The sequence below is a fragment of the Enterobacter cloacae complex sp. P40C2 genome (genome assembly GCF_014930695.1).
In the GTDB taxonomy this organism is placed as follows: Bacteria; Pseudomonadota; Gammaproteobacteria; order Enterobacterales; family Enterobacteriaceae; genus Enterobacter; species Enterobacter pasteurii.
This window is the reverse complement of the sequence record NZ_JADBRP010000001.1, coordinates 422,489-435,684: the sequence shown is the minus strand read 5'-3', so window position 1 is coordinate 435,684 and position 13,196 is coordinate 422,489. Positions and strand designations below refer to the sequence as shown.

The 13,196-nt window shown below is 57.2% G+C and carries 13 protein-coding genes; 5 read left to right on the top strand and 8 right to left on the bottom strand.

Features of this window, described 5'->3' with window-relative positions:
* Positions 1–20: 20 nt before the first annotated feature.
* The 3 genes from IM304_RS02035 (at position 21) to bioD (ending at position 3,095) form a co-directional block, all read left to right on the top strand.
* Positions 21–926 carry a LysR family transcriptional regulator gene (locus tag IM304_RS02035; RefSeq protein ID WP_193356153.1) on the top strand — a complete coding sequence of 302 codons (906 nt, stop codon included), beginning with the start codon at positions 21–23 and terminating at the stop codon, positions 924–926.
* Between the two features lie 121 nt (positions 927–1,047).
* Entirely contained in the window at positions 1,048–2,268 is a 1,221-nt protein-coding gene (gene mlc / locus IM304_RS02030) for a sugar metabolism global transcriptional regulator Mlc (RefSeq protein WP_176610463.1), read from the top strand.
* Positions 2,269–2,399: 131 nt separating this feature from the next.
* Positions 2,400–3,095 (top strand): dethiobiotin synthase, encoded by a 696-nt coding sequence (gene bioD, locus IM304_RS02025; protein ID WP_148418784.1) that lies wholly within the window; start codon positions 2,400–2,402, stop codon positions 3,093–3,095.
* Here bioD and clcB read toward each other — a convergent pair.
* From clcB to IM304_RS01985, 8 genes are all read right to left on the bottom strand, one after another.
* Complete coding sequence (clcB, locus tag IM304_RS02020) at positions 3,030–4,340, bottom strand: voltage-gated ClC-type chloride channel ClcB (protein ID WP_193356152.1); 1,311 nt, start codon at positions 4,338–4,340, stop codon at positions 3,030–3,032. The genes bioD and clcB overlap by 66 nt on opposite strands.
* 104 nt (positions 4,341–4,444) lie before the next feature.
* On the bottom strand, positions 4,445–5,593 hold the full coding sequence (gene osmV / locus IM304_RS02015) for an osmoprotectant ABC transporter ATP-binding protein OsmV (protein WP_193356151.1): 1,149 nt from the start codon (positions 5,591–5,593) through the stop codon (positions 4,445–4,447).
* Positions 5,593–6,240: an osmoprotectant ABC transporter permease OsmW gene (gene osmW / locus IM304_RS02010; protein WP_045332238.1), complete on the bottom strand. Its 648-nt coding sequence runs from the start codon at positions 6,238–6,240 to the stop codon at positions 5,593–5,595. Before osmW ends, osmV begins: the two co-directional genes overlap by 1 nt.
* An 8-nt stretch (positions 6,241–6,248) precedes the next feature.
* Complete coding sequence (osmX, locus tag IM304_RS02005; protein ID WP_193356150.1) at positions 6,249–7,148, bottom strand: osmoprotectant ABC transporter substrate-binding protein OsmX; 900 nt, start codon at positions 7,146–7,148, stop codon at positions 6,249–6,251.
* Positions 7,149–7,166: 18 nt separating this feature from the next.
* Positions 7,167–7,877 (bottom strand): osmoprotectant ABC transporter permease OsmY, encoded by a 711-nt coding sequence (gene osmY, locus IM304_RS02000; RefSeq protein ID WP_193356149.1) that lies wholly within the window; start codon positions 7,875–7,877, stop codon positions 7,167–7,169.
* Positions 7,878–8,131: 254 nt separating this feature from the next.
* Positions 8,132–8,875, bottom strand: coding sequence for a YoaK family protein (locus IM304_RS01995; RefSeq protein ID WP_193356148.1), 744 nt, complete (start codon positions 8,873–8,875; stop codon positions 8,132–8,134).
* A 146-nt stretch (positions 8,876–9,021) separates the two neighbouring features.
* On the bottom strand, positions 9,022–10,206 hold the full coding sequence (locus IM304_RS01990; protein ID WP_193356147.1) for an MFS transporter: 1,185 nt from the start codon (positions 10,204–10,206) through the stop codon (positions 9,022–9,024).
* 58 nt (positions 10,207–10,264) lie between these two features.
* Entirely contained in the window at positions 10,265–11,392 is a 1,128-nt protein-coding gene (locus tag IM304_RS01985) for an alpha/beta hydrolase (protein WP_193356146.1), read from the bottom strand.
* Between the two features lie 112 nt (positions 11,393–11,504).
* Here IM304_RS01985 and IM304_RS01980 point away from each other — a divergent pair, with 112 nt between their 5' ends.
* A complete protein-coding gene (locus IM304_RS01980; RefSeq protein ID WP_193356145.1) occupies positions 11,505–12,389 on the top strand; it encodes a LysR family transcriptional regulator in 885 nt (294 codons plus the stop codon).
* An 85-nt stretch (positions 12,390–12,474) separates the two neighbouring features.
* Positions 12,475–13,152 (top strand): type A chloramphenicol O-acetyltransferase, encoded by a 678-nt coding sequence (catA, locus tag IM304_RS01975; RefSeq protein ID WP_193356144.1) that lies wholly within the window; start codon positions 12,475–12,477, stop codon positions 13,150–13,152.
* The last annotated feature ends 44 nt before the right edge of the window (positions 13,153–13,196 follow it).

Sequence of the window (13,196 nt, the reverse complement as noted above, 5' to 3'; positions counted from 1 at the left end):
TCAAATGATACTTTATAAATATGAATATCGAACTGCGCCATTTGCGTTATTTTGTTGCCGTCGCCGAAGAACTGCATTTTGGCCGCGCCGCGGCAAGGCTGAACATCTCTCAGCCGCCGCTAAGCCAGCAGATCCAGATCCTGGAGCAGCAGGTGGGCGCGCGCCTGCTGGCGCGAACCAACCGCAGCGTGAGCCTGACGGCGGCGGGGAAGCAGTTTCTCGCCGACAGCCGACAAATCCTGAGCATGGTGGATGACGCCGCGGCCAGAGCGGAGCGGCTCTATCTTGGCGAAACGGGGGAGTTGCGCATCGGGTTTACCTCGTCGGCTCCCTTTATCAGCGCCGTTTCACAAACGCTGTCATCGTTTCGCCGCAACTTTCCCGACGTGCATATTCAGACTCGCGAAATAAATACCCGGGAACAAATATCGCCGCTCAATGAAGGCTCGCTCGACCTGGGGCTGATGCGCAACACGCGGTTGCCTGATACCCTGGCGTGGCAGGTGATCCTGCGGGAACCGCTGATGGCGATGATCCCCCGCGACCATTCTCTTGCCGCTAAGCACAGCGTCACGCTGGCTGAACTGGCGAAAGAGCCGTTTGTCTTTTTTGACCCGCAGGTGGGGACCGGGCTGTACGACGATATTCTCGGCCTGATGCGGCGCTATGGGCTTGTTCCGACCATCGCCCAGGAGGTAGGAGAAGCAATGACGATCATTGGTCTCGTTGCCGCAGGGCTTGGCGTTTCGATTCTTCCGGCCTCGTTCAAGCGGGTGCAGCTGCCGGAAATGCGCTGGGTAACTATTGCCGAGCCGGATGCGGTGTCGGAGATGTGGCTGGTGTGGTCTAAACATCATGAACAAAGCCACGCGGCACAGCGTTTCAAAGCAGCGCTAATTACCGCCTCTCACGGGCGCTATTTATAGGGGAAAGTGGGCAAAAATGTGCAGTAAATCACATGGCTAAGTAAAAATTTGACGTCGGCCATTGAAGTGCTTCACCATAGCCCTCAGTTTATTTCGAAGCTCGAAAATAAGGGAGTACGAGGTGGTTGCTGATAGTCAGCCAGGGCATATCGATCAGATAAAGCAGACCAACGCGGGCGCCGTTTATCGCCTGATTGATCAGCTCGGTCCGGTTTCGCGTATCGATCTTTCGCGCCTGGCACAGCTGGCACCCGCCAGTATCACCAAGATTGTCCGCGAAATGCTGGAAGCCCATCTGGTTCAGGAGACGGAAATTCAGGAGCCTGGCAGCCGCGGCCGTCCGGCGGTAGGGCTGGTGGTCGAAACCGAGGCATGGCACTACCTGTCGCTGCGCATTAGCCGCGGGGAAATCTTTCTCGCGCTGCGAGATTTGAGCAGCAAGCTGGTGGTGGAAGACCGGCTGGAACTCCCGCTCGACGCAGAACAACCTCTTCTTGACGCCATTCTGATCCATATCGACCAGTTCTTTATTCGCCATCAGCAGCGCCTCGAACGCCTGACGGCAATTGCAATTACCCTGCCGGGAATTATTGATACCGAAAATGGCATTGTGCACCGCATGCCGTTTTATGAAAACGTCAAAGAGATGCCGCTGGGAGAAGTGCTGGAAAGCCATACCGGCGTGCCGGTCTACATTCAGCATGATATCAGCGCCTGGACGATGGCCGAGGCGCTGTTTGGGGCTTCCCGCGGCGCACGAGACGTGATTCAGGTTGTTATTGACCACAACGTCGGGGCGGGGGTGATCACCGACGGACGACTTTTACACGCCGGCAGCAGCAGCCTGGTGGAGATCGGCCATACGCAGGTCGATCCCTACGGCAAACGTTGCTACTGCGGTAACCACGGCTGCCTGGAGACGATCGCCAGCGTCGAAAGCGTGCTGGAGCTGGCGCAGGTGCGGCTCAGCCAGTCGATGAGCTCCACGCTGCATGGGCAGCCGCTGAGCGTCGACGCCCTGTGCGCGGCGGCAAGGCAGGGCGATCTGCTGGCGAAGGACATCATTACTGGCGTGGGCAATAACGTCGGGCGCATTCTGGCCATAATGGTGAACCTGTTCAATCCGCAAAAAATCCTGATTGGCTCGCCGCTCAGCCAGGCGGCAGAAATCCTCTTTCCGGCGATCTCCGCCTGTATCAGCCAGCAGGCGCTTCCCGCTTATAGCAAAAATATCGTGGTCGAAAGCACCCAGTTCTCCAACCAGGGAACGATGGCGGGCGCCGCGCTGGTTAAAGATGCGATGTACAACGGCTCGCTGCTGATTCGTTTACTGCAGGGCTAACTCTTTTCCACTGATGTACGAAAAATTGCGCTATCTCAAGCCGGGTAGCGCACGCATCCCGTAGACTTTCCCCCACTGAATTATTTACCTGGTTTATATTTTTGAAGCATACCCAAGAGGTGGAATGAGTCATGCTTAAGCGTTTCTTTATTACTGGTACTGATACTTCTGTCGGGAAGACAGTGGTATCCCGCGCGTTGTTGCAGGCCCTGGCGGCAAGGGGTGAACGCGTTGCAGGATACAAGCCGGTTGCAAAAGGCAGTAAAGAGACGCCAGAAGGGCTGCGTAATAAAGACGCCCTGGTTCTGCAAAGCGTCTCGTCTCTGGAGCTGCCCTATGACGCCGTTAATCCCATCGCCCTGAGCGAGGAGGAGAGCAGCGTCGCCCACAGCGGGCTGATTAACTACAGCCTGCTTTCTGATGGCCTGGCAAACCTGAGTGAGCAGGTTGACCACGTTGTCGTTGAAGGTACCGGCGGCTGGCGCAGCCTGATGAACGATTTGCGTCCGCTATCCGAGTGGGTGGTGCAGGAGCAACTGCCGGTGGTGATGGTGGTGGGTATTCAGGAAGGGTGCATCAATCACGCCTTGCTGACGGCGCAGGCTATTGCGAATGACGGCCTGCCGCTGATTGGATGGGTGGCGAACCGGATTAACCCGGGCCTTGCGCACTACGCTGAAATCATCGACGTGCTGAGCAAAAAACTGCCTGGTCCGCTGGTGGGTGAACTGCCTTATCTGCCCCGCGCCGAACAACGCGACCTAGCGCACTACGTCGATCTCTCTGCTTTCGGCGGTATGCTGCCCGTAGATCGAGTCGTGGCGTAACGTCCTCGACAGTACGGACGCCACCACGCAGGCAACCAGCAAGCCGGGGAGTAAGACATACTGCCCGGTCATTTCACATACCATCAGGGCCGACATGATCGGCGCATGCGTGGTGGCGGCGAGCAACGTCGACATCCCCGCCAGCCCGAGCAAAATCGCCGTCCCAGCGCCAGGAAACCACAGGGCAAATAGCTGCGCAAACAGCATGCCGGTCGCCATACCGACAAACAGCGTTGGCGTGAATACCCCTCCGGGCGCACCGGAGCCGCTGCTCGCCAGCACCGCCAGCAGCTTGCAGATAAAGACGCCCGCAATCACCGACAGCAGCGGTGGCGACTGCAAAAATGTCTGAACCACGCTGTAGCCATTACCCCAAACCTTAGGCGTTAGCAGCGACAGCAGCCCGACGATCAGCCCACCCAGCGCCAGCTGCCACGGCGGCGAAAGCTTCAGACGCAGAAACAGCGTATGGCTAAACCCCATCAGCCACATCAGCAGCGGGCCGCAAACCCCTGCCAGCAAGCCGACGCCAACCATCAGTGCATAATCTGCGGCCGTTAAGGCTTCGCTCAGGCGCACCGCATAGAGCGTGTTTGCGCCCGGGCTTAACAGACGCGTGGTGAGCAGCGCCACCACGGCGGCAATCACTACCGGGCCGAGCGAGGCCAGCATGAGGGTGCCGAACAGGATCTCAGCGATAAACAGGCTCCCGGCCAGCGGCGCGTGATAGGCGCTGGCCATCCCGGCGGCGGCACCGCAGGCTATCCACAGTTTCCATTCAGATTTCGGTGTGAAACGCTGTGCAAAAAAGGAGGCGGCGAGCGCCGCGAGCAGGATCATGGCACCCTCACGGCCGATGGCGCTCCCGCTGGAGACCACCAGCAGCGACGCGAGGGATTTCACCAGGCTGGCGCCGTAATCAAACTGGCCGTCACCCGTGTCCAGCGCTTCCATATAGTCGGTAGGCGCGTGCGGGCGCTGTGCCGTCATGCGCTGCCATCCCCACAGCAGGATGCCTGCGGCCAGGCCGCCCAACGCGGGCGTCAGCGCCCGACGCCAGGGAGATAACGCGGCGGCGGCGTTCACCAGGCTACCGCTTTCGTTGCTGAGAAACAGCCACTCCAGCAGATACATGCTGTGGCGAAATGCCGCTACGGCCAGCGCCGCCAGCACGCCGGTCACGGTGGCGATCAGAAGCCGGCGAAACATCGCGCGGATATCGGGGTAAGTATGAAGACGTTGCATGGGGCAGAATTAAACGGAGACGATAGGATATTGTGATAGGAAAACGAGGGGTTAGCAAAAGGTATGCGTGCGAAAAGAGGCCGGGCATAGCCCGGCGTGGGTGTTTAACTGTCGCTATGAATATTCAGCGCCCGGCGCGTGCGCCCTGAACTCAAATATTCCGCAATATAATCCTGAGAAATTTCGCCGTTGTAGCGTCCGTCTTCGTCCACGATCGGCATCCAGCTGGTGTTGCTTTCATACAGGCGAGAAAGCACCACGCGCAGGTTGTCTTCGGCCTTACCGGTCATGCGGAACGGATGGAGGATGTCGACGCAGGCGCCGATAGCATTACGCGCTTCGCGGCGCTTCACAAAGCCCAGCGGTTTGCCCTGTTCGTCAACCACGGTAATGGCGCGAATATCGTTATCGTCCATGATGGCAAAGGCCTCCGCCAGTGGCGTTGATTCGCGCACCGTGAGGGTAGGCTGCCGATCGGTCACGTCACCCGCGGAAACCAGCAGCAGGCGTTTCAGCGTGCGATCCTGGCCCACGAAAGAGCCGACAAACTCGTTGGCCGGCTTCGCCAGCAGCTCGTCCGGGCTGGCGCACTGGACGATACGCCCCTGGCGGAAAACGGCGATGCGATCGCCCAGCTTGAGCGCTTCGTCAATATCGTGGCTCACCAGCATGACGGTCTTTTTCAGCTTGCGCTGCATTTCCAGGAACTGGTTCTGGATCACCTCACGGTTGATCGGGTCCACAGCGCCGAATGGCTCATCCATCAGCAGTACCGGCGGATCCGCCGCCAGCGCGCGGATCACGCCGATACGCTGCTGCTGGCCGCCGGACATCTCGCGCGGATAGCGGTTCAGGAACTTGTGCGGATCCATCGCCACCATATCCATCAGCTCTTCGGCACGGGCTTTACAGCGGGCTTTGTCCCAGCCCAGCATGCGCGGCACAACGGTGATGTTCTCTTCGATGGTCATGTTCGGGAACAGGCCAATCTGCTGAATCACATAGCCAATGTTGCGGCGCAGGGTAACGGTGTCCATTCCGCTGGTGTCTTCGCCGTTAATCAGGATCTTACCGCTGCTGGGGGCGATAAGCCGGTTAATCATCTTCAGGGTAGTGGTTTTCCCGCAGCCGGACGGGCCGAGCAGCACGCACATTTCCCCTTCGGGCACGTTCAGGTTAACGTTGTCGACGGCCTTAACGGTCTGGCCGTGCTTCTGTGAAAATTGTTTGGTGAGGTTTTCCAGTTTTATCATTATCGAATCCCCTTCGGAGTCAGTACTACCTGCAAACGGTGCAGCAGCCAGTCGAGCACAATCGCTAAAAGACAGATCATCAGCGCGCCCGCAATCAACATGCGAATATCGCTTCCGCCAATGCCGTTAAGCAGCAGCAGGCCGAGCCCGCCCGCGCCGATTACGGCGGCAATCGCCATAACGCCGATGTTCATCACCACGGCGGTGCGGATCCCGCCGAAGATCACCGGCAGCGCCATTGGGATTTCCACCCAGCGCAGGCGCTGCCAGAAGGTCATGCCGATACCGCGTCCCGCTTCGCGCAGCCCGGGGGGCAGGCTGTCGAGCGCTGTATGGGTATTACGCACTATCGGCAGCAGCGAGTAGAGGAACACCGCCGTAATGGCGGGCAGGGCACCAATGCCCTGACCGATCAGCGAAAAGAGCGGGATCATCAGGCCGAAAAGCGCGATAGACGGGATGGTGAGCACGATGGTGGCAATCCCCAGCACCGGCGTAGCCAGCCATTTGTGGCGAACGATCAGAATGCCCAGCGGAACGCCAATAATAATCGCCAGCCCCACGGCCAGGGCCACCAGCCACAGATGCTGAAGCGTCAGGGTGAGCAGATAGTCCCAGTTGTCGAAAATGTAGTGAATGGTCTCCATAGCGCCTCCTACAGCAGCCGTTTGCTACGCAGGAAATCACGGGCGACCTGCTGCGGTGACTGATGGTCGATATCCACCTTCTTGTTCAGCTCGGTGATAATGTCGTTGTTAAGCTGGGCTGAGAGGGTGTTAAGCGCCTCTTCCAGCCCCGGGTTGGCCTCCAGCGTGTCTTTACGCACGACCGGCGTCACCGCGTAGCTCGGGAAGAAGCCTTTATCATCTTCCAGTACTTTGAGATCGAAACCTTTTACCCGCCCGTCGGTGGTGTAAATCAGCCCCGCATCGACAAAGCCGTCGCGCACCGCGTTATAGACCAGACCGGGATCCATCTGGCGGATCTGCGGGCGGTCGAGCTCCATGCCGTAGGCCGCCTGCAGCGGTTTCATCCCGTCGCTGCGTCCGGCAAACTCCAGGTCAAGACCCAGCATCCAGTTGTTATCCGGGTCGGTTTTACGGACATGCTCAATCTTTGCCACCATCTCAGACATGGTGTTGATATGTTCCGCCTCGGCGCGCTTGCGCTGCATGGCGAAGGCGTAGGTGTTGTTCATATCGGCAGGTTTAAGCCACACCAGGCCGTGCTTTGCGTCCAGGCGTTTCACCGTCTCGTAAGACTCCTGCGGCGACATGCGCTTGTTGATGTGGTTAAAGATGATTAGCGACGTACCGGTATATTCCCACGTCATATCGATCTGCTTGTTGATCATCGCGTTACGGGAAATTACCGTTGCAATATTGGTTTGCGGCTGCACCTGAAAGCCTTTCTTTTGCAGGTACTGCACGGTCATGGCCGACAGGATGTGCTGCTCGGTAAAGCTTTTGGTCGCCAGGATCAGCGGGGCCGCCAGCGCGTGGCTGGAGAAGAGCGCGGCGGCACACAGCGCCGCCAGGCGGGAAAACGGTCTCATAGAAGCTCCTTGTTATTGTTATCGAGCGAGATGTGGGCTCATCACGCGGCCCAGCGTGGCCAGCAGGGTATCCAGGATCAGGGCGAACAGGGCGGTAGCCGCCGCGCCCAGGATCAGCGTCGGGAAGTCATTCAGATAAATGCCGGGGAATATCAGCTCGCCGTAGCTGCTGGCACCAATCAGGAACGCCAGCGGTGCGGTGCCGACGTTAATCGCGGTGGCAATGCGGATCCCGGAGAGCATCACCGGCCAGGCGTTGGGGATCTCAACCTGGCGCAGGCGCTGCCATTTGGTCATGCCAATGCCGTTCGCCGCTTCCAGCAACGATGAGGGAACGGAGCACAGCCCGGCATAGGTATTACGCACAATCGGCAGCAGCGAGGCGAGGAACAGGGCGATAATGGCTGGCTTATCGCCAATGCCAATCACCACCATCGCCAGCGCCAGCACCGCCAGCGGAGGAAGGGTATTGCCCACGTTGAAGATTTGCATCACGTATTCAGCGATACCTCGCGCGGCCGGGCGGCTCAGCAGAATACCGCTTGGAATACCGACCAGCAGGGCAAAGAACATCGATGAGAAGACCAGAATCAGGTGCTGCCGTCCGAGATAGAGCAGGTCAACCTGGCGCGCCTTAATCGTCTCAGGCCCGATTCCCCAGACGAGGAGGGCGAGAACCACGATAATGGCGCCGATAAAAAGCAGCGATCGTTTGAGTAATGGGTGCATTGCGGTGTGTCTCCCTGTGCGCATGCGTTATAGCAACCACCGGTTGCCTGTTGTTATGCCATGTTTCGGCAGGGGTACTTCACCTATAGCAAGCGAATGGGACGGGTTCCAGCGAAGGGGGTAAAACAGTAACCCTATGAAATTAGTGACAACCTGGACTAAGCCTTATGCGATAAGGGCTGTCAGCGGGAAGGCAGAATAGTCTTAAAGAGAAGTGCCTTAAGTGACAACGTCACCTAAGGCATAGCGACGGGCTATCGGCTCAGGGCGGCACGAACCTTTCGAACACGCCATGAGATGCGAACGATCGAGAAGCCAGCCACGAGTACCAGCATCAGCCCCAGCGCCAGCATCGCGTTGAATCCAAACCAGCGAAAGAGGATCAGCCCCGCTATACCGCCGGTGATAAACGAGAACAGGGTGGTTAAATGGGTTTTTAGCTGGCTTTTCTGCGCCGCCGTGTCCTTTGAGTAATCCCGGCGCAGCATGGCGACCATGACGGAGGCCAGCGAAATGCCCGCATCGGTTAGCGTGCCGGTAATATGGGTTGATCTCACCCGCCCGCCTGAAAGCTGTGTCGAGGTGGAATTATGGATCCCCATCAGTCCACACAGGAAAAGAATAATTTCCTGATTTGTGGCGAAGGAGTGGAAATAGAGTTCGTAGAGAGAGACCCCGGCCAGCAAAAAACCTTCCACCAGCAGAACCTGGCTAAATACCAGCCTGACGTTATGAATAATGCCCCAGATAACAATCATTCTGGCGACAATGGCGCCCGTCACAAACGACAGAATAATGGCGCCAAAGAAAAGGATATCGTTAAGATCGGTGGAGGAGACTTCGCTGGATAGCTGCGAGGTGTTACCCGTCATGTGGGAGGGAAAAAAACCAAACGCGCCCAGCGCAATGGCATTCAGCAGACCCGCGGAGGTCGCCAGCCACAGAGCAAGACGGCGATCCTCCTGATGCGTTCGTTCTTTCTTTAATTTAATCAGCAAAGAATACCTCCCGTTTGAGCTTTGCCTGATTCTTCAAGCTAACAAAGCGATATCGCTGGCTGACCAGGATATTGCTTAATTATTATTTCATCGGGAGGTGTGCGTGGTTTTGTAATTAAATAAAATAACCCTGTTAATATAATGCCTTATCTTGCGTAGCGCGACGCCTTAAAGGTCAGCCCCACCGCGCTCAGCAGTAATATGCCGCTCAGCCCGAAGGTGCTCTGCCATCCAAGGAAGTCAAACATCAGGCCACCTGCCGTCGAGCCGAGCGCGATGGAGAGCTGAATCACCGCTACCATTAGCCCACCGCCCGCCTCGGCATCTTCCGGGAGCGTCCGGGCGAGCCACGTCCACCAGCCCGTGGGCGCCGCCGTTGCCAGCATTCCCCAGAACCCAAACAGCAGGGCAACGATCCACAGGCTGTGCCCGGCCAGGATCAGCACGCCAGCAATTATCGCCATCAGCAAAGGTATGGCCATTAATGTCCGGTAAAAGGCGGCATTCAGTACCAGGGCCACGATCAGCGTGCCGACAAAACCCGCTATTCCGATAGCCAGCAGGATCAGCGACAGGCCGGAGGCGCTCACCTGCGTGACGGTTTCAAGGAAGGGACGAACATAGGTAAATAACGCAAACTGGCCCATAAAGAACAGACCACACGCCATCAGACCGACGGAAACCGCGGGCTGGCGAATCAGGCGAAATACGCTTTTGCGTGACCCCTGGCCCTGGTTTGCGTTCATAGCGGGCAGGCTAAACCATTGCCAGACGAACGCCGCTATCGCCACGGGAACCAGGCAGAGAAACGCGCCTCGCCAGCCGATGGTCGATCCAAGATAGCTGCCCAGCGGCGCGGCGACAACCGTCGCCAGCGCGTTGCCGCCGTTGAAAATCGCCAGCGCACGGGAGACCTGATGCTGTGGCACCAGGCGGATGGCCGTTGCGGCAGACATCGACCAGAACCCGCCGATGGCAATGCCGATCAGCGCCCGGCCCGTCATATAGATCAGATAGTTCGGGGCGAAAGCGATGACGATCCCCGATAGCGCCATCAGCATGGTCATGCCCAGCAGAAGATATTTACGGTTCATATTCCCGGCAAGTTGGGAAAGAAAAAGGCTGGTCAGGACAGCCAGCGCACCGGAAATGGCGATGCCCTGGCCTGCCAGCCCCTCCGTCACGCCTAAATCCCGGGCAAGGGGCGTGAGCAGGCTGACGGGCATAAATTCCGAGGCAATCAGAACGAATACGCACAGGGTCATGGCAAAAATACCTCCCCAGCGCGCAGGTTCAGTATTACGGGATGTGATGGGGTTCAGCGTAGACATAATCGTAATTCACAGCGGAGAGAAGAGAAGCCCCCTTGAGACTCGGGGGCTGTGCGTATTATTTCAGGCTGGTTTTGAAGAACTGCGCAAACTGCACGAACGGGATTTTCCCCGCGGCGTTGTCGTAGAGGTCGACGTGGTTTGCGCCCGGGACAATCACCAGCTCTTTCTGTTTACTGCCGACGGCCTTAAACGCGTCTTCCGCAAAATAGCGAGAGTGCGCGTTTTCACCGGTCACAATCAGCGTCGGAATGGCGATCTCCCCGGCATAGCTCAGCAGCGGCATATTCATAAAGGATAACGGCATTGTCGCGGTCCACGCGCCGGTGGAGTTAACGGAACGGGCGTGGAAGCCGCGCGGCATACGGTAATAGTCATAAAACTCTTTCAGTACCGGATGCGGATCGGCGGGTAACGCTTCCGGCAGGATCCGTTCGGCCGCCGTCACCTTACCGTTCTCATCAACATAAATATCGTGGCCGCCGTGGGCGTAGTTGCCGCTTTCGGCATCTTTCCAGCGCTGTGCGTTCAGATACTGCAATACGGCCCGGCGATCGGCCGTCGTGTAACGATCTTTCCCGTCGCCCACGCCGTGACCCATCGCGCGGCTCATGTCATACATGACGCTGGTGGCAACCGCCTTCACGCGGGTATCCATGGATGCCGCGTTCAGCGCCATTCCTCCCCAGCCGCAGATGCCGAGAATGCCAATACGGTTACGGTCAACTTCTTTCTGTAATCCCAGGAAATCCACCGCGGCGCTAAAGTCTTCGGTGTTGATATCAGGAGAGGCTACGTTGCGCGGCTGGCCGCCACTTTCACCGGTATAAGACGGGTCGAACGCCAGGGTAACGAAACCCTTTTCAGCCAGAGTCTGGGCGTACAGTCCGCTGGATTGTTCTTTGACCGCGCCAAAAGGCCCGCTGACGGCAATCGCTGCCAGCTTGTGGTCGCCGCGGTTTTTAGGAATGTAGAGATCCCCAACCAGGGCGATCCCGTACCGGTTCTGGAACGTCACCTTGCGATGGTCGACTTTATCGCTCTCGGCGAACGTTTTATCCCAGGTGGTCGCCATCGAAACGGGCGCGTTTGGATTCGTTGTTTCTGCATAACTCATTGTCGTCACTCCACTTAATGATGCGCAAAGCAGCATCGCTACGGATAGTTTTTGGGTGAATATTTTCATAAGAGGTACCGCGTGTTGTTGTGATGGGGGTCATTATAGTTAGCAGTAATAGTGATGATTAGAGGCCGAAAGATGCTAAAATTAATATCATATTGTTATAAATGGAGGGGCGATGGCGAAGCGGGAAAACTACAACGAGCTGTATCTGTTTATTCAGGTGGTGCGCGAGGGAAGCTTTACGGCAGCCGCACAGCGGCTTGGGCTTGCACAATCTGGAATCAGCCGCTCGGTTCGGGAGCTGGAAGAGCGGCTGGGCGTTCAGCTTCTGGTGCGGACCACGCGTAAACTGTCGCTGACCCACGCCGGGGAACAGCTGTATCAGACCGCGGGCGCGGCCTTTGACTCGCTCGATTCTGGCCTTACCCGGCTGGCACATTACCGCCAGACGCCTGCCGGAACCGTGCGCATCAATGCCAGCCAGCACGCCATCGAAAAATGCCTGCTGCCAAAGCTTGCCGTATTCAAACAGCGCTACCCGGATATTCGGCTGGAGCTGATGAATGAAAGTCGCTTCGTGGACATTATCGCCGAACGGTTTGATGCGGGCGTCCGGCTGGGGCCGGAGGTGGGGCAGGGAATGATTGCCGTACGCATCACGTCCGATATGGAAATGGCCGTGGTGGCCGCCCCGGAACATTTTCGTCGCTACGGTTTTCCGCAGACGCCCGCAGATTTAGTTGCCCATCCGTGCATTGCCTATCAGTTTGCCGACGGTAGCCACTATCAGTGGGAACTGGTGCAGAACGAAAAGCGTTTTACGCATCGCCCCGAGGGCCAGTGGGCCTTTTCGGACAGCTATATGGAGGCCGAAGCGGCGCGCCTGGGGCTTGGGCTGGCCTATGTCCCGGTTGAGCTGGTGGCTGACGATCTGGAGCGCGGCACGCTGATACGCGTTTTGCAGCGCTACAGCCTGCGGATGGACGGGCTATATCTCTATTATCCGCACCGTAACGTGTCGCCGGCGCTGAGAGCCGTGATTGATACGCTGAAAATTTAAGGGCCATCTACGCTACGGCCTATACAGCCACTATGGTTGTGATACGCTACTATTTTATATTGCGCTGCTCAACTAAGGCTAAGAAATGACAAAAATAACGGCAGAATATACGACTGTTGATCTATCCCGTTGGGCAAGAAAGGAACACTTTGCGGTATTTCAGGGCTTTGCTCAATCCACGTTTAACCAAACGGTTCAGCTGGACATTACCGCGCTGCTAAAACATATCAAACAGGCTGGCTGGAAATTTTATCCTGCGATTATTGCCCTTATTTCTAAAGCCGTTAACCGGCATCCGGAATTCCGCATGGCCATGAAGGATGATGAGCTTATAATATGGAACGAGGTGCATCCAGGGTACACCCTATTCCATAAAGAGACGGAGACGTTTTCATCATTATGGAGCCACTTTGACGGGAATATTAGTCACTTTCAGAACGTTTATGCAGAAGACGTTTCTCGCTATGGTGATAACCTTGCCTACTGGCCTAAGGAAGAGTCCCGGGAAAATGTTTTCTTCATATCGAATATTCCCTGGGTGAGTTTCACCACTTTTAATGTCAACGTCGCTAACATGCGGAACTTTTTTGCACCCATGTTCACCTTCGGGAAATATTACGCGCAGGACGGGAAAGTCTTGCTGCCTTTCGCCGTTCAGGTTCATCACTCCGTGTGCGATGGTTTCCATGTGGCAAGACTGATCAACGAGCTGCAGGAAATGTGTGATGACGTAGCGCGCTATTCAGAGCCTGAGATGCTATAAGCCAGCCCGGAGATAAAAAGCTCTGGACTGGCCGGGAGAGTGGA